Annotated in this window: 19 protein-coding genes; 16 read left to right on the top strand and 3 right to left on the bottom strand. The window is 55.1% G+C overall.

The features are described from left to right. Positions 1 to 28 precede the first annotated feature (28 nt). The 4 genes from ACR0LL_RS17600 (at position 29) to ACR0LL_RS17585 (ending at position 4210) form a co-directional block, all read left to right on the top strand. A complete protein-coding gene (locus ACR0LL_RS17600; protein WP_170624888.1) occupies positions 29 to 877 on the top strand; it encodes a formylglycine-generating enzyme family protein in 849 nt (282 codons plus the stop codon). Positions 878 to 987: 110 nt separating this feature from the next. After that, positions 988 to 1752, top strand: coding sequence for a lipid-binding SYLF domain-containing protein (locus ACR0LL_RS17595; RefSeq protein WP_480588542.1), 765 nt, complete (start codon positions 988 to 990; stop codon positions 1750 to 1752). Positions 1753 to 1811: 59 nt separating this feature from the next. After that, positions 1812 to 3008 carry a DUF3300 domain-containing protein gene (locus ACR0LL_RS17590; RefSeq protein ID WP_170624890.1) on the top strand — a complete coding sequence of 399 codons (1197 nt, stop codon included), beginning with the start codon at positions 1812 to 1814 and terminating at the stop codon, positions 3006 to 3008. Positions 3009 to 3058: 50 nt separating this feature from the next. Beyond that, entirely contained in the window at positions 3059 to 4210 is a 1152-nt protein-coding gene (locus ACR0LL_RS17585) for a BamA/TamA family outer membrane protein (RefSeq protein WP_170624891.1), read from the top strand. A gap of 341 nt (positions 4211 to 4551) precedes the next feature. Here ACR0LL_RS17585 and ACR0LL_RS17580 read toward each other — a convergent pair whose 3' ends face one another. The 3 genes from ACR0LL_RS17580 to ACR0LL_RS17570 form a co-directional block, all read right to left on the bottom strand. After that, positions 4552 to 5505 (bottom strand): helix-turn-helix transcriptional regulator, encoded by a 954-nt coding sequence (locus ACR0LL_RS17580; RefSeq protein ID WP_152460691.1) that lies wholly within the window; start codon positions 5503 to 5505, stop codon positions 4552 to 4554. A 187-nt stretch (positions 5506 to 5692) separates the two neighbouring features. Beyond that, the gene (locus tag ACR0LL_RS17575; RefSeq protein WP_152460690.1) at positions 5693 to 6982 is read right to left on the bottom strand and encodes a helix-turn-helix domain-containing protein; all 1290 of its coding nucleotides are present in this window, start codon (positions 6980 to 6982) and stop codon (positions 5693 to 5695) included. 367 nt (positions 6983 to 7349) lie between these two features. Then, positions 7350 to 8072, bottom strand: coding sequence for a hypothetical protein (locus ACR0LL_RS17570; RefSeq protein WP_170602107.1), 723 nt, complete (start codon positions 8070 to 8072; stop codon positions 7350 to 7352). A gap of 155 nt (positions 8073 to 8227) precedes the next feature. Between ACR0LL_RS17570 and ACR0LL_RS17565 the strand changes: the two genes are divergently transcribed. From ACR0LL_RS17565 to ACR0LL_RS17510, 12 genes are all read left to right on the top strand, one after another. Further along, complete coding sequence (locus ACR0LL_RS17565; RefSeq protein WP_142638830.1) at positions 8228 to 8584, top strand: hypothetical protein; 357 nt, start codon at positions 8228 to 8230, stop codon at positions 8582 to 8584. Between the two features lie 48 nt (positions 8585 to 8632). Next, positions 8633 to 9046: a thermonuclease family protein gene (locus ACR0LL_RS17560; RefSeq protein WP_170602109.1), complete on the top strand. Its 414-nt coding sequence runs from the start codon at positions 8633 to 8635 to the stop codon at positions 9044 to 9046. 474 nt (positions 9047 to 9520) lie between these two features. Next, the gene (locus ACR0LL_RS17555) at positions 9521 to 10144 is read left to right on the top strand and encodes a hypothetical protein (RefSeq protein ID WP_152460688.1); all 624 of its coding nucleotides are present in this window, start codon (positions 9521 to 9523) and stop codon (positions 10142 to 10144) included. Then, complete coding sequence (locus tag ACR0LL_RS17550) at positions 10141 to 10566, top strand: TSCPD domain-containing protein (RefSeq protein ID WP_152460687.1); 426 nt, start codon at positions 10141 to 10143, stop codon at positions 10564 to 10566. The genes ACR0LL_RS17555 and ACR0LL_RS17550 overlap by 4 nt, the downstream gene beginning before the upstream one ends. Beyond that, positions 10563 to 11207, top strand: a complete 645-nt coding sequence (locus ACR0LL_RS17545; protein WP_152460686.1) for a lytic transglycosylase domain-containing protein — start codon at positions 10563 to 10565, stop codon at positions 11205 to 11207. The genes ACR0LL_RS17550 and ACR0LL_RS17545 overlap by 4 nt, the downstream gene beginning before the upstream one ends. Next, entirely contained in the window at positions 11204 to 11485 is a 282-nt protein-coding gene (locus ACR0LL_RS17540; RefSeq protein WP_152460685.1) for an HAD family hydrolase, read from the top strand. The genes ACR0LL_RS17545 and ACR0LL_RS17540 overlap by 4 nt, the downstream gene beginning before the upstream one ends. 3 nt (positions 11486 to 11488) lie before the next feature. Further along, on the top strand, positions 11489 to 11767 hold the full coding sequence (locus ACR0LL_RS17535; RefSeq protein WP_152460684.1) for a VirB3 family type IV secretion system protein: 279 nt from the start codon (positions 11489 to 11491) through the stop codon (positions 11765 to 11767). Further along, a complete protein-coding gene (locus tag ACR0LL_RS17530) occupies positions 11760 to 14126 on the top strand; it encodes a VirB4 family type IV secretion/conjugal transfer ATPase (protein WP_170634634.1) in 2367 nt (788 codons plus the stop codon). Before ACR0LL_RS17535 ends, ACR0LL_RS17530 begins: the two co-directional genes overlap by 8 nt. Then, positions 14123 to 14260 carry a hypothetical protein gene (locus ACR0LL_RS17525; protein ID WP_170425207.1) on the top strand — a complete coding sequence of 46 codons (138 nt, stop codon included), beginning with the start codon at positions 14123 to 14125 and terminating at the stop codon, positions 14258 to 14260. Before ACR0LL_RS17530 ends, ACR0LL_RS17525 begins: the two co-directional genes overlap by 4 nt. Beyond that, the gene (locus ACR0LL_RS17520) at positions 14260 to 15006 is read left to right on the top strand and encodes a type IV secretion system protein (protein WP_152460682.1); all 747 of its coding nucleotides are present in this window, start codon (positions 14260 to 14262) and stop codon (positions 15004 to 15006) included. Before ACR0LL_RS17525 ends, ACR0LL_RS17520 begins: the two co-directional genes overlap by 1 nt. Beyond that, complete coding sequence (locus ACR0LL_RS17515; protein ID WP_152460681.1) at positions 15003 to 15503, top strand: hypothetical protein; 501 nt, start codon at positions 15003 to 15005, stop codon at positions 15501 to 15503. Before ACR0LL_RS17520 ends, ACR0LL_RS17515 begins: the two co-directional genes overlap by 4 nt. After that, complete coding sequence (locus ACR0LL_RS17510; RefSeq protein WP_152460680.1) at positions 15500 to 16555, top strand: TrbL/VirB6 family protein; 1056 nt, start codon at positions 15500 to 15502, stop codon at positions 16553 to 16555. The genes ACR0LL_RS17515 and ACR0LL_RS17510 overlap by 4 nt, the downstream gene beginning before the upstream one ends. Positions 16556 to 16569 lie beyond the last annotated feature (14 nt).

Raw genomic sequence — 16569 nt, 5'->3', positions numbered from 1 at the left:
CGCGCTGAGAGCCGGTGCCGCAGCACCGATGCTGGACGGGACACTCGAAATCCCTGGCGGCAGCCCAATCGTCGGCACTTCGCATCCGTTGATACCTGACGATGGTGAAGAGACGCGGCGGTCCAAGCCGCTCAAGCCGTTTCGCATTGGTGCGACCACAGTCACCAATGAGCAGTTCAAAAGATTTGTCGATGAAACAGGATACGTCACGGATGCCCAAAGAATTGGATGGTCCTTCGTTTTTTGGCTCGATGTGCCGGATGATACCCCCAACCCTCTTGGTGTCGCAGGTACGGAATGGTGGCGTCGCGTTGAAGGCGCCAACTGGATTGACGTTAACGGTCCCGGCACGTTTGGGACCGCCTGGTTTCCGGATCACCCTGTCGTACAGGTCTCCTGGAACGATGCCCGGGCATACGCAACTTGGGCAGGTGGCCGATTGCCGACCGAGGCGGAGTGGGAACATGCGGCGCGCGGCGGGCTGGGGGATGTGAGATATCCTTGGGGTGAAGAAGACCCGAATGATCGCGATTTCTTTCCCTGCAACATCTGGCAAGGCACTTTCCCGCATCGGAACATTGAGCTGGATGGCTACGCAGCAACTGCACCTGCTTCGTCATTCAAGCCAAACGGCTATGGTCTCTATAATGTCGTTGGGAATGTTTGGGAGTGGACTGCTGATCCATACCGAATTCCCTCTTTGAAGAAAAGCGTCCGCAAGAAGCTCGATCGGATGAAAGGTTTTCGACTGCTGAAGGGCGGATCGTACCTTTGCCACGCGACCTATTGCTGGCGGTATCGAATTGCGGCCCGGTCGGGAAACACGCGGGATAGCACCACCACACATCAGGGCTTCCGCATGGTGTTTGATGTTTGAATGTTCGTCATTTTCCAATCGCGCGACCGGTGCAGTTTTGCCGTGCTGGAGTTCAAGGAAATGACATGCGGACGACGTCTGAATTGGGGGGGTTTCTGTTTGAGGACCCAATGGCAGAAACGGCGTACGTAGCGACCAAGCACGGCTGTCAACGTACCTGGCAAGAAGTTTTTTACGCGGCGCAAGTGATGCACCGGCAAGTCAAGTGGGAGGAAGAAATGCAACTTACAAAAGCAATCACAGCAATCGCGATAGCTGGGTTTGTACATCTGTTACTGGGGCAACCCGTGAATGCTCAGAAGCTGCTGGACAAAGTCACAGAAGGCGTTTCTGGCGTCGCCAAGAAAGTTGGAGATACCGCAGAGGGAGCAAGCGAAGCTGTTGTGGATGCGACCGAAAGCATGACAGCGGCTCAAATTGACAATGGCGTCAATGAGGTTCTTACGCAGCTCTACGCAAGCTCACCTGAGACCAAAGAGCTGTCTGAGAAGGCTGTTGCAGTCTTGGTGTTTCCCAAGATTACCAAGGGTGGGCTGATGGTTGGTGGGCAATATGGCGAGGGAGCTTTGCGGGAAAACGGCAATACGACCGGATACTACAATATTGCGGGCGCATCGTATGGGTTTCAGGCGGGCGTTCAGCAATTCTCTTACGCCATGTTTTTTCTAAATGACACGGCTCTCGAATACCTTAGCAGCAACAATGGTTGGGAAGCAGGTACTGGTCCAACGCTGGTTGGTGGCGACCAAGGTTGGTCGGCATCGATGGGCACAAGTGACCTGAATGGAGACATCGTTCCCATAGTCTTCGGCCAGGAAGGTCTGATGGCAGGCACGAGCCTTCAGGGAACGAAAATCAGCAAGATCGAAAAGTGATCCACTCTGTAGCTACGCAGAGTGCAATACCGTTGTGAACGAGGGGGTCGGACAGGGCCATGTCGATAAAATTTAATCTTCTTTGTGTTGCTTGTCTGGCTGCGTTTGCGACAACCACCCATGCGCAGGACGCTGTTCCCGACCAAGACGGCGGCGTCGAAACCACATCTGAAACAAATGACGCAGCAGTAGACGCGGACTTGCTTACGCAGGCGGAACTGGAAGCGCTTGTCGCACCCGTTGCCCTTTTTCCCGATACCGTCCTGACCCAGTTGTTCATCGCGGCAACGCAGCCCCTCGAAGTGGTGAAAGCGGAACGCCTTCTGGCCGAAAATGAGGGTGCCACCGCAGATGAGCTGACCCCGCTGATCGAGGCGGAAGGATTTGACGAAAGTGTGGAGGTGTTGGCCATTGGCTTTCCCGAGGTCATATCAGGTATGGCCGCCAATATCGATTGGACTGAAACCATGGGGCTGGCGATGCTGGCGCAGACAGAGGACGTCTTGGGCGCAGTACAAACCATGCGTCAGACTGCGATCAATGCCGGCACGCTTGTTTCCGGTGATGAAATGACGGTGACGCAAGATGCAACGGATGCTGTCGTTGTTCAGCCCACTGATCCGGAGGTTGTCTATGTCCCGCAATATGACACCGAAACAGTTTACGTGGAGCAGGAAGACACGACCGGCGACGCACTGCGCAACATCTTATTTGCGGCAGGCACAGTCTATCTCATAAGCGAGATTTTCGATGATGATGATGACCGATATTACTACTGGGGGTGCCGCAACTGCGGAGGATGGAACGGACGCCCGATCATCGGCAACCCGAACACACGTCCGAACATCGACGGGGATGTTAATATCGATATCGACATCGAAAACTCCCGAAACACCGTCTGGCGTCCCGATGATGACCGCAAAAGGGAAGCCCGTCGCGAGATCAACGACACCCGGCGCCTAGCGGATGGCAATCCCTCCACGCTGCCCGCAAAGAACAAGCCGTCCCGTACAGATGAGCTAAGGCGCGACCTGAAGGCCCGCCAGCAGGGCGAAGGTGTTCTGAGCAACGGGCCCGCGCCAAACCCACAACCGCAATTCAGCCAACCCCCTGCCAGCCCACCTGCAAGCGGTAGTTCGCGCCCCGCCCTAGGAGACGCAGGTGGTGGCACTCGTCCCGCTCTGGGAGGCGGAAGCGGAGGCCGTCCCAAACCCGGCAACCGCGCCGGTGGAGGCGACAGGTCTATCAGGCGCTAGTCCAGTAAGATTTGGCAACCAAATCGGATCGGTCAGAGTAGTCTAAATCAATGGCGCATTTGTACCCAACTGAGTTTAAGAGCGCGATCAAGAGGTGTCTGCGTGGCACGGTTCCGAGCATACTATTACTTCAAGGTGTTCTCTCGTTTGCTGCGGGCGCAAATGAAACCGCTATCGAAGAAAGCTTCGGACCGACCCTCGAACAGGATACCAATAAGGCGTACGGGCTACGAAATGGTTCATTTCTCGCCGTCCCGGTTCCGTTCTCAAACCCGCTTTTGGATTCTGGTCTTGCACTTGGTGCCGGATATCTTTTCCAAACGTCTGAAGACTCAGATACATCCTATTTTGGTCTCGGTGCTATGAGATCTTCCAATGGAAGCGAAGCTTATGGCTTCTCCGGAGATTTGTCTTTCAGAAGCGGGTGGAATTTCGACGCAACGCTAGCCACCGCGAATCTAAACTATGACGTTTTCTTTGGCGGCACCCGCTTCCCATTGGAACAGGAAGGCCAATTCGTGGAAGTCGGTTTTGATCGTGATCTAGGTCGTAACTTTTCGGTAGGTGCAGGCGTTCGGTATCTGGAAAGCACGATCAAACTCGCGGCGGAAGATGATCGCATCCCTGATGAATTACTTCCAGATCTTACTGGCGAGTATCTGGCCCTTAGCCTGCGTGCTGACCGAGATACACGGGACGACAGTGATTATCCGACAACAGGAACAAACCTAAGTTTTGAGCTAAATCTTGCAGACGTTATTGAAGGGGTAGAACGAAGCTACACTTACGCGTTTGCAAATTTTGATACTTTCCATTCGTTGAGCCAAAGTTCGGTGTTGGCAACCCGCCTGTCTGCGTGTCAGGCTTCAGATGAAACTCCGTTTTTTGACAAGTGCTCCATCGGCTTCACAGATGGGTTCCGCGGTTTCACCCCGACTGAGTTCTTCGATACTAACTTAGTCTCGACGCAGATTGAGTATCGGCAGAGGCTGAGCGGTCGGTTCGGTTTTGTCGTATTTGGAGGCATCGGATGGACCGGATCGAGTTTCTCCTCATTAACAGACGATGGAAATCGGGTAGCAGGTGGTCTGGGACTGCGGTATCGGGTTTCCAATGACTTCCCGATAGACTTTTCTGTCGACGTAACGAGAAATAACCAAGGTGATGGTTTTGTCTACGTCTATGTCGGACAAAGCTTCTAAGGACTGGTATCCATAATCACCGTAACTAAGCAAGTGGTGCGAATAGCAATAATTCGCGTATGCACCGAATGCGGCATTGAAGAGCTTCGCTGGACGTCTCTTCTTGAGCCGCACGCTCGACTTTGCAAAGTCCTGGAAATCGGTGACATTCGGACCGTCGGGCACAATTCGGTCTTAAGCTGCGTCTAGTTCGAATGGCAGTTCCCCAAGCAAAGGTGTCCCAGTAAATTTGTAATTAACATAAGATTGACTACGGCCAGAAGGACGGCCTGTAAGCGAAATTATGTGAAACTTGCCCCTGCTCACAATTTTGCAAATCAAGCGGTGCACGTGGGCCGAACTCAGAGATGCCTGATCCACACGCATTGATCCCGGTTGGGCCCAAGTTCTTCGAGGATCCTTTCAGCATCCAGATTGAAGTCTTTGGCAATTTCCTGGACCTGAACCGCCTGAAAGCTATCCAAGTTCCGCACCGTTCGACCATCTTCAAAGGTGATCAACTCGTGTGATCTTCCAGACCAACGCACGATCCCGCCGCAAAGGGTCTGTCCTTCAACATCCGCAAGTTCGGCGACCGGGTCGGCAAAGAAATCGGTCCATTTAAGAATACCTGTGCTGACAGCTCTCGCCACTGCTTGTTCCGTTGTCCGGCACTTGAGTTTTGTGACGATCGAAGACGTCAAAGCATGCACCATTCTGGAGGAGAGCCCCGTCTGGCCAGCAACTACGGATGGGATCAATCCTGATGCGAGCATCTTCAGAACATCCATCTCCTGATCGGACAACGCATCCGTAGGAAAGTTGAAAACCGTATCAATCACATCGAGCGCGAGTAGATGCAGGACCTGCGCTTCGTGGCGAAGGGCAGGGAGCATACTCCCGACCAAGGCGTCCCAGTCGGAACGGCGCAGGTTGGAGGTAACCGTAAAGACGCCACGCTCCCCAAACGGATTGATAACCGGAATGGATAGTCCGTGCTGACCCACACCAAATTTTCTCGCTGCATCGAATAGCGGTGCGTGTTCACGCTGATCATCAAACACAGCCCAATCAATCGGGGCAATCATTGCGGCGCCAAATCGAATAAGGGGATCAATCAGAACCAGGTCGTTGTCGACGTAATGCCTGACCCATTCGGCCGGGAACGTGGTGCAACCGTGGACAACGTTGTGATGCTTGTCGATATGGGCGTAGGACGCATTCTCCAGCTCAAACCTGGAACAAATTTCCTGAAGGCGCGCCTCCCCGGTCTGTCTGAAATCCAGTTCAGAATTGCCAATGTCCGCGATTTTCATAGACCGTCTTCCTGTTCCGCGTTGCCGTCGAGGCCGATTAGCAACCTAAAGCTGAACAAACCACTCGGGATTTCCCGTAGCCAATCACAGATTTGAATACGCTTCTGTTCTGGAGGCGGAAACAGAGCAAAAACCTGCCGATGAGACACATGAATTGGAGAAGCTGGCAGCGCGCAACCCGACACGGTTAAATCCGCTTCTTGGGGTCTTGCGGAAACCCGTCTTCCTCCTCCCGGGCTCTTCGTGCCAACAAACCCATGAAACTGGAAATCAGGTTCAACTCCCCGCGCTCATCTGCGCGCACCATACCGCGAAGGTATCCGCCCGGATTAACCACGGGCGGCAGGCGCGGATCACTCAGCCTCGCGTCTATGATCAACCCGGCCAGGATTGCACCCATCACGGTCAAACGGTCAATCGCCGTATGCCATGCGGAGGCATTGGCGCCGATCTCCGACAATCGCGCCGAAACGCCGGTCTCAATCGCGTAGAGCGACGGGCTGGAATTCTGATCTCCGCCACCGGCGATATCGATATGCATACGCAGCTCGGGTGAGGCCAGTTCATATAGGATGCGGTTATTCACCTGCGGTAGTTTTTGGGCCTTGCTTGATGCCGTATCTGTCGGATGATTGCTTTCTAAGCAATGCGGAGGGCCGTAAGGCCCGGAGCCAGAACAATCTGGTTCCGAGGCTTCAGCCGAGGGCATTGTAACTTCGCCATCGGCGTTACAAGACAGAATTTCTTCTTCAATTTGGTCTTGTATATGGCACCCGAAACAGGCTTCGGGTTCACCCGAAAATTCACCGGGTTTTTTAACATATATTTCGATCCGCTTCCAAAGATCGTGAGCTGCCTGAACATGTGATCTGAGCCCATCCAGCGACATGTATTTCAGCTTGTCGGCACGCGGCCAGGATCGAAGTTCCCCCATCATGTCTTCCAGGCCTTCAGGACTGCAGGGGAGCGAGGCAAACACTGCCAAGCTGTGTTTCACATGTCGGTAAAGCCGTGATCGATCCCCGCGCAGCTCGTCATGTTCTTTCTTCTCGGCTTTGCTTTGCTCGTCTGCGTCGCGCATCTCTGAAATGAGGTTTAGGGCAGGGGTCAGAAAGAGGCCGAGCCCCTTGCGCTTACAACGCGCCCCATTTGCACCAAGCCTGCGTTCGAGCAGGCCAATCATTTCCAGTTCTCGTTCGTGATTGTGGATTGTCCGATCTGTCACGCCTCGACCGGCAATGAGGGTTTCCTGGCGCGCGTAGCAAAAGGGTTCCTGAGACGGGTCTCGAAAAGCACATGGCGTAATCATATCGATGATGATCTCTAAGGTGCGAATACAATGGGCTGATGCGCCTCTGATCTGCGCATATCCCACGCAGAGCTGCCGAAACCTGTCTCGATTCCAACCCTCGGGAAGGCCGTTGTGGAAGCGTATATTTTCGTGGTGATGGACGGATGCGATCTGCCGAAAGCTCATCGTATTGGCTTCCCTTGGCAAAGGTCAGTATTGGCATCGCAGCTTAGCGGGGCAGGGTGTTCGGTATGGTTAAGGGGTCTCATAGTCTGCTTCTCTTTGGGGAAGCAAGGCAGGTTGAACCTCAGCAAATAAACACAGAAAAACCGTTCGCACAGATGCGTTTGTCCTTGTCAGTAATTTTGGAGTTTCCTATAAATCAGGTGATCAAACGTGACTTAAGAAGATCCCCGCTGAGGCCCCGCCTTGCGGGGGTTTTTGTTTCTGGGATTAAGTTTTTCCTCCGGGCCAATCGGCCTGGTTTAAAAATGCAGCTGGCGATTTTTGGTGGCATAGCCAGGAGCAACGCGTTGTACCGCAGGTCAGCACCTCAATATCGGATGAGTTCGTAGTCGCTGAACCCGAATGTGTCGGTCCACTCGACGCCAACGCCGCGGAAGTAGCTGGGAGGTTCACAGCGATTGCCCAGTGGCAGCCAGTAAGGGATTGGGGCAGGAGCGCGCTCGGACCAGCGAAAATTCGTATTATCGTCGTAGGTGCCAACCACAAGATCAAGCGAACGCTCGCAATCTCCCTCCCTTGAACGACGGCGATAGCTGTAGTGGCGCACATCCCAAACCCTGATGGATCTCACAACGTCGAAATCGGAAGAAGAAAGATCGACGCTGATCGGGGTGGCTTGGAAACCGTCACCGTATTGGCCGTGATGTGCATCGATCCTTCCTATCGAGATCGCTGCGTCTACCAGTATTGGCTTAGCGGTGTCATCCGATGGAAGCTCTGGAACTGGGCTAGCACTGGTGCGCTTGATGGCTTCCAACCGTTCCATAGGACCCAAGTCCGAGGGGCTGTGTGACGTATTCATCGGACAGCGCCAGAGTTGAAGCGGCGGTTCGACCGGGTAGGGTGTGATGCGCCGAATGAACTCCGCCTTGGCTGCGACGCAATCAGCCGAACTTGGCCAACCCCCGGCGAGGCAAAGGAATATGGCACAGTCAATTGGATAGGCACGAGCCTGCGTGGCTGGCAGTGCAGCGAGTGCAACTGCAAGGGCCTTCGCGCGAGTTCGATTTCCGGATTTTGAGTGTTTCAAGATGGTCTCTCCTGCTTGCGAATCGCCTAAGCAATATCCGGCCAATATATTTCTGACAATCCAATATCGTATATTGGCGGGTTTTCTTATATTGACGTAGATTGTGTTTTAGTCCACAACTTTTGGATGTAGAAGACGGCCCATAGGGGGTCGTCATGGCGGACAACAAGAGACAATACACTGTGGTAACCATCGAGATGGTCCGGGGCCTGAAAGAGGATCAGGTTCCCTTTACATGCCGCTACGAATTTATCGGACTCGCTTCCCTTGGACGACCTAAGTACCACTGCATTTACAGCTCGCCGAACTATGTCGGGGCCTTGTGCAAGTCGAAGATCTCTCGAGCGGGCGCTGAGCCCAGAGAGTTCGATCTTTGGCCGGGCCTCTTCAAGCATCATCAGGAATTTGGTGATGGGCGCATTCTCTGCGTCAAATCAGACTATACGATCGAGTCGATTACCCCAGAGGGTCTCGAAGCAGCTCAGGCCCTGGACGCGAAATCCAAAACCTGATCGGTCACGTTCGAGAACCCGGCTCATCAAAATGCTGGGGCAGGGCGCATGAAACGGCTCTTGTTTCTCAGCGCTACACTCGCGTCTTTGTTTTTTGTTGCGGTCTGGATTGAACCATCAAAACAAACAATAACCCTGAGCGCATCCGAGGTGATTGCCGTTGATGGTGACACCATCGACCACGGTGATGACCGCTACCGCCTCATCGGTTTCGACACTCCTGAGACCTTCCGCGCACAATGTGAGGCCGAGAGAGCTTTGGGTCTGAAAGCCAAAGACCGCCTGACGGAGATCATTCAGACCAGTGGGCAGATAGAATTGGTTATCCAACCAGACCTGGACGTGCATGACCGTTTCCTCGCGGTCGGACGTTCAGGTGGTCAGGAGATAGGGAAAACTCTGATATCCGAAGGTCTCGCGCGACCCTATTCGGGCGGCAAACGCGGGTCCTGGTGCGGCTAGACGAAAGGACTGAGCGACGACTTGCAGAAAATGGAACAAAACCACCGAGCAGTGAGCGGTCCTGTCGATTGCGCCAACAACCGACAGGACAAGAAACGCCCCAAATCCATCCGGGCATTCCTCAAACATCAAGAGAGAACTGTACTATGGTAAAAACAGTAACCCTAGATGCCGATCTTAGATCGGACAGCACCGCGCCAGAGTCAATGGGTGCGACCCTGGACAACGTGCCTGCACCTCCGACCGCTTAGCGCTGTCTGACGATTTGGGCGAGCGGGACATCCGAACGTTTCAGCTAGGCCATCCGACTAAGAGATCCGAACCAGACATTGGTTTTTTGCGGCGCCTCTGAAGGTTCCGTGTTGTGTCCCGGCACCCTTTTCCCACGGCCCAGATGACCTGATGTCGAACCCCATAATAGTAATTATGTAAAAACTACTGACCTATTTTTTGAAAGGCGGAAAGGTGATCACAGTGGCCTTCGACACTATCGAAAGCAAGATTGATCGGCGCTGGGTGCCTGCCGCCCAGAGCTTCGAGCAAGCCCGTAAGGACATTCTCACCGTAATCCGCCACCTTGCCGGAGAACGGTCAACCATCAAGCGCGGAATGCGCGAATACTGGCTGGAAAGCGATGCCCGCGCCACGGCTTTCGGAATCGCGCTCGAAATGTTCCATGTCCTCAATGATCTTGAGTATGTCCGTGCAAATCGGCTCTACAAAGCCTTGAAGTTGCACGCAGACGTTAACAAGGCGTTGGGTCCGAAAGAGCTGTTCCGCTTTGCTTCACCGGAAAAGGCCGCTGCGCTCATCCAAAGCAGCAGCCGAGCAAACTATGCCAACTCATACGCAACCCTGAAATTCGGTTGCGACCTGTCAGGCACAATCGACGCCGACACCGCGCGCGACGTTCTGAACCGGCATGAAGCCCTTTGGTTCGTTTACCCAAACGCCACCTATCACGTTCACCTGATCCGTGAGGGTGTCTGGCTGGACATCGTTATGCCGCTTGAAGTGGTCGTTGAGCTGCGCCTTGAAGTGGATTTCGCAATGCAAATCCGACAAGCGGAACTTGATGCGCAGGGAGCTTTGTCATGAACAAGCCTGCGCGCAAAGTTCTTCCTGATCGTCGGCTGGCTGAAACACGCCGCGTTGAAACTCCGCAAGGGCACACTGCCTTTGTCACCATCGGGTATGATCCGGCGTCGCCAATCAAACCCCGTGAAGTGTTCTATAGCGGCGGTTTTCGCTCTGGCAGCGACCTCGAATACCATCTGCATGATCTGTGCGTTCTGATTTCGCTGTTGCTGCAGCACGGCGTAGCAGCTTCGTTTCTGTCGCGCTCTATCGCTCGCAAGACTTCGGCCCTTGGTGGCGAAGAATACGCAAGTCTCGCAGGCTGGTTGGTGGATGCTGTCAGCATTCCGCCGTCCTGGACTGATGAGTACGTGGCCGCGACCGGCGACGAACAGAACCCCTCCAATTCCTCGCCAACTCAAGCAAAGGAGAAATCCGAATGATCGCAGCAATGCGGCCCCTTCTGCTCGTCTCCACGGCATTTGTGGCGACCGGCGCAAGCGCCCAGGTCATCGAATACGAGCCGGATGGCAGCGTGTTTCTGAACGGTGCGCGGGCAGAAATCGTCAATGGCGTCGTTCGGCCAATCCGGATGCGTGAGTACACGCTTGACGAAAAACCGGAAGCGCCGAAGGCCAAGCCACAGGAAAAGATCGAGATTGCGGGCAAGGCACCGCGGCCTCGCAGATCCTCGGGCGGCTGGTCGCAGGAGCGGATCGTCAAAGAAATCCACGCAGCGGCGGAACGCCATGACATTCCGGCCGAGTTGTTCATGGCGCTGGTCTGGCAGGAAAGCCGGTATCGGGCTGACGCTCTGTCACCCAAGGGTGCCTATGGCTTCGCACAGCTCATGCCCGGAACGGCGAAAGACCTGGGCGTGAACCCAAAGAACCCTGCAGAAAATCTCGACGGTGGTGCCCGCTATTTGGCGGCGCAGTACCGCGAGTTCGGAACCTGGAAGCTGGCGCTTGCCGCCTACAACGCCGGGCCTCACCGCGTCGTCGAATACGGCGGCGTCCCCCCCTTCACCGAAACCCGCAATTACGTGCGGATCATCCTAAGCAAAGTGAGCACTTCCTCATGAAAAGAACCCACTTCTACCAGCAGATGGCGTTTTTCGCGATCACTGCGTTCATCATCACAGCAGCGCCCGCCTCCGCTGGCTGGCTGCAAGATGCCATTGGCGATTTCATCAACGAAACGCTGGCCGACTCGAAGGTCGTTGGCGTCAGCCTTGCCGCTGTCGGCTTCATCTGGGGCTGTCTCGCCTACGTGTTCGGCTGGGGTTCGCTGAAAGGCCCGGTAATCGCTATCGTCGTCGGCGCTGTTATCGGCCTCGCTGATACATTCATCGGAGGCTGATTGATGCCGCGCCGCAATACGGTCTTTCGCGGCCTGAGCCGCCCCGCAGAATGGGGCGGCTTACCCGTGATCTATCTGCTGGTGATCCTCGGGATGACCATGCTTTCGTTCTTCATGTTCGGGATAGCGCCAGCAATCATTGCGGGTTTTGTTTTCTACACCGGGCTTCGCCTCTTTTACGAATGGGAACCGGCTTTCTTCCGCGTCCTGTCCGTAACCCTTTCCAAAACTCCGCGCACCAAAAACCGCCAGCATCATGGGGGAGATTACTATAGTGCCTAAGCCTGCTGCACAGGATTTGTGGACCCTTGCCCGCTCGTTGATCGAGCCGAGCTGGCGCAAGGATGAAATGAGCCTCTTTCAGATGTTGCCGTATGGCTATGTCGTGGACGATGAGGTCATTTCTACACGCAACGGTGGCCTCATCGCCGCTGCAGAAATCACCGGAATCAACGCAAACACGCTGGACGAAAACGAGTTCGAGTTCCTGGCCGAACGGTTTGAGCGTGTATTGCGCACGACACCCAATGAGGTGGCCTTTTATGTTCATCGACTGACCGTCCCAGCTGAGACTGGTCATGTCATCACAGATCCAACCGGCTTTGCCGGTGCAGTGGCGCAGGCCATGCGCTCAGCGTCCGTCGATGCAGAGCTGAAAGAACGCAAGATCATCATCAGCGCCATTCTGCAAAAGCGGCAGGATGAGCGGGCAAAACAGATGTTCGGCATGTCGTCTGGAACGATAGACGAGGAACGCCGCGAAATGATGGAACAGCTCGACGGTGTGTTCACAACACTGGCGGGCACGCTGGGCGAGGCCCGTATGCGCCGGCTGAAGCTCAGCGAGGGGCGTTGGCTCGGCTATTATGGAATGCTGTTGAACGGTCGGTATCAGCCGATCATTCACACGAACATTGCAGAACCCATCGCCTTCAACATGCCGCAAGAGGATGTGCTGTTTCAGGGCAAGCGCGGCAAACTGGTCACGGGCGACGATCAGGAACGCTCCATCCGTGTCTATTCCCTGAAGAATTACCCGATGGCTTCGTTCCCCGGCATTTTCGACGGGCTAGACCTGCCGGTTGATGTCGTGATTTCGCAATCCTTCCTGCCGATCAGCCGCGCCCAGGCGCAGGAAATGGAACGCCGCAAGTCGGGACAAATGCGCTCGGCAGGCGACAAGGCAAAGTCGCTTGAAGAGGATTTGTCCATTCTGGCGGACGGCATTGCCTCCGGCACCATGTCACTCGGCAAGCACCACCTGTCGATCTGCGTGTTTGGGAACGAGGAAGATCTGAAAACCGCCGAAAAACACATCATCGGTGAAATCCAGATTTCGGGTGGCACGGTGAAGCGCGAAGCGATGTCGGCCCGTGCCGTGTACTTCGCACAGCACCCCGGCAATTTCGCGTTCCGCGCCCGTGAAGAACTGATCACGGACCAGAACTTTGCGGATATGGTTGCGTTCCACATGCGCCCCAAAGGGTTGGATGCGGAAAAGCTACCTTGGCCGGGGCCATTGGCGACTTTCCCGACGACACACGGGGACAGCTACGATGTTTCGCTGCACCTTCCCAAGACCAGCAAAGACGCTGAAAACCTGCCCTCCGGCCACACAATCATTCTGGGGCCGAACGGATCGGGTAAAACTGTGATCGCGATGCTGCTGGCGACAATGGCGGTGGCACAGGGCGCGCGGATCATCGCTTTTGACAAAGACCGGGCAATGGAGGCTCCAATGCGGGCGCTCGGCGCACAGTACACCCGCGTCCGAGTTGGTGAACCAACAGGCATGAACCCATTTCAAACCGAGACGGATGAGGCTGGGCAAAGCTGGCTCGCCAATTGGGTCATTGCCCTATTGAGCTATGACGAACCACTGACCACCGATCAGAAGGATGAAATCACAAGGGCTTGCCAAGCCAATGCCACTTTGCCGCCTGCGCTTCAGAACTTCGATTCACTGGTGGAACGGTTCAGAGCCTTTGACGATGACAAGAACCTGTACAAGCGTGCAAGTGAATGGGCGGGCGAAGGCCGCTTGTCCTGGATGTTTGGCGAGGGTGGCTCAGATCCGTTTGCTGCTGGCGACCGTCATCTTGTGTTCGATATTTCTGAGGTTCTGGATGACGAATTGGTGCGGCTGGCATGGATCAGCTACGTCATGCGCCAGATTGAACGCCGCTGCGCCACCAAGATACCCACTGTCTTTGTGATTGATGAAGCATGGGTAATTGCTGGCAACCCTTATGGCGCTGGCATCCTCATAAATGCCTACACCACGTATCGGAAGCTGAACGTCATGATGATGATGATGACGCAGATCCCCGATCACCTCCTGTCGTCAGCGGCAAGTAAGTCGATCCTGGAAAACACCAGCACGCAACTCTTGTTCCCCTCTCGATCCGGCAATGAAGCAGACTACCGGGCAATCGGCTTGAACGATTCAGAGCTGGGCGCGCTGAGGGCGCATTTTGGCGACCGCGTAATGCTCATGAAGAAAGGTGATGAGAGTGTTTGGCTCGATGTCGATGTCGGCGCGCTCGGCCCGCTTCTTCGTGTTCTGAGCGGATCAGACGGAAAATCGTTCCCTGATCCTGACTGGCGAAAAAACCCCAACTTCTGGAAGGAAATCACATGAAAGCCCGCCTTGTCATCACCCTTGTAGTTCTGGCCGCTGTCTCGGCCTGCACCAGCACCTATTCGGGCTATCGCAGCAAATGCGCCTGTGACTTTGAGCGCATGACCTCCCCTGAAAACTTGGAGTTTGTCTGATGGATATTTCAAAGAAATTCCGCACAACCATTGCTGTTTCGGTTCTGGCCGCCCTGCCAGTTATGACGGCAGCCCAAGGTGTTCCGACCATCGACGCCACGGCCATTGCACAGGACGCAGCCAATTCGGCCCGCGAAGTCGCGGAAATGGTCCGCCAATACGAACAGCTGATGCAACAATATGAGAAGCTCGAGCAGCAGAGGGCACTGCTCGAAAACTCCCTCAAAACCATCAGTGGTCTGACGGATCTGGACCAGTTCAACAGCCGCAGCTTTCTGAAACTGGCAACGGCAGCTGACACGCTTGGATACGCCTTGAACGCGACCGAAGATACGATTGGCGATCTTCCAGGCGTCGCCGGACTCGCGATGGAACGCCGATCAATCAGCCTGGGGCTGAACAATGGAATCCTTAAAGAATTCAGTACGTCAGACGTGCCAGCCCGGCGCATTCTCTCGGAGCGAGGTGGCGCTGGCTTGATGGCATCGGCCTTGGGTGAGAATGGCTATGACATGGCCGGTCAGCTCTCCGAAGATGCAGAAAAGCTGCGCGGTGAAATCGGTCAGCAAGAAGATCTGAAGGATGCAATCGACTACAACACGGCGGTTCTCCTTAAACTCCTTCAGGTTGAAATTGAAATCTTACGCGCAACCTCGGCTAATGCTCTGGCGTCGGGCACGGATCTGGCTGCAACCGCTGCCGATCTTTCGACACTCAGCAACTATGTACGAGGAACCTCACAATGAAACTCCGCTCAACTCTCATCCTGACCATTGCAGCCGCCGCCGTTATGTCGGGGGCTGCATCGGCACAGGTGAAGCTGCGCCCATCACCCAAGGTCGATATGCCGTTCGGTGAATATCGTAAGTGCCTTGGGTACTCGGGTGCGCGTGAGTACGGTCGTCAATTCGTCAAAAACGATCAAGCGCGCATGGCCGAAGCGGGCCAATCCGCAGACAAGCAGCCTCTTGTGACCAACTGGTCGGTGGTGATCCTGAATGAACAGGTCATCGCTGCGCACGAGGCCACCATCGAGCAATGCATTCTGCGCAAATCTGGCGAGACCTTCAGCACCGAATGTCCGCTGGGCGGTTTAAGCCGTGAGGACGCCGCCCAAAAGGTCGGAGCTGACCAAGACGAGTTTTGGACCCAACCGTCCGACAATCTTGCCGCGCTGAAAAAAGAGCAACGGACCCGTCTGGAAGCTCTGCGCCCTGCAATTGAGGAGGCTTGTGGGCCGTGATCCAAGATTTCGTCAGCTCGATTGAGGCTGCGCTAAATAACTTCTCGCAGCAAGCATACAACAGCCTGGCGGCGGATCTAGCATCCGCCCTCTGGGCAATAGCCGCGCTGATCTTCGTGGCAATGCTGATCAACGGTGTGCTTCAAATCCGAGAAATCGGGTTTGGTGGCTATGTCGGCTGGATCATTCGGGCGACGATCATCATTGGTATGGCTTCTAGCTGGAGCTTCTTTCAACCCATTTATCAGGGCATTTCGAGCCTCCCAGACACGATTGCCGGAGAACTGACCGGCACAACAAATGTCTGGGAAGCACTCGATGACATTGCGCTTCAGTGTTTCTTGATGGGCCAGCAGGCTATTGAAAACGCAACCTGGGGTCTGAGCATCACCGGGGCTATTCTCTGGGTTGTTGGGGCTGTCATCGTTGCTTTTGGCACCGGCATGGCGCTGATCGCAAAAGGCGGTCTAGCGGTCCTGCTGGGTCTAGCGCCTGTTTTCATCGCAACGCTGCTCAGCTCGGCAACAGCCAATATCTTCGCAGCCTGGGCGAAAACGACTGTTGGCCTGATCATGGTCATCGTCGTTCTGACAGGCATCGTTTCTCTTATTCAGGCCCTTTTCAGCTCCGAACTGACCGCTGTTGAGGATGTGAACAATATGGAGGCCAGTGGCCGGTTTTTGGCGATCTGCATTGTTTCAATCGTGATGCTCACGCAGATCCCGTCGCTCGCGGGCGGGATGTCGGGTGCAATCGTTTCGGCATCCTCGGGTCTTGCCGTGGCAACTGGTGCTGCAGCAGCCGCAAGAAGTGCATTGGGCACTGCAAGCGACGGCGCAAGGGGTGCAGTAGCCGGTGGGAAAACTGCCGCTGCTATGGCTTCCGCAGCACGTGACGGGACTGGCGTTCGTGACAGCGCGTCTCGCGCAATGCAAGCGCGTCGGGACATAGCGCACAGAGCCCGAAATCAGGATGGGGCAGCTCGTCAGAGCTACGCCGCTGACCGTTACCGGCAGAGCATTCGACAAGCTCGCGCCAATAAATCTTCATAAATCGAGGTACAGAG

It is taken from the genome of Ruegeria sp. AI2 (assembly GCF_056541275.1).
Note: the sequence above shows the minus strand (reverse complement) of the source record. Positions and strands in the feature narration are given on the sequence as shown.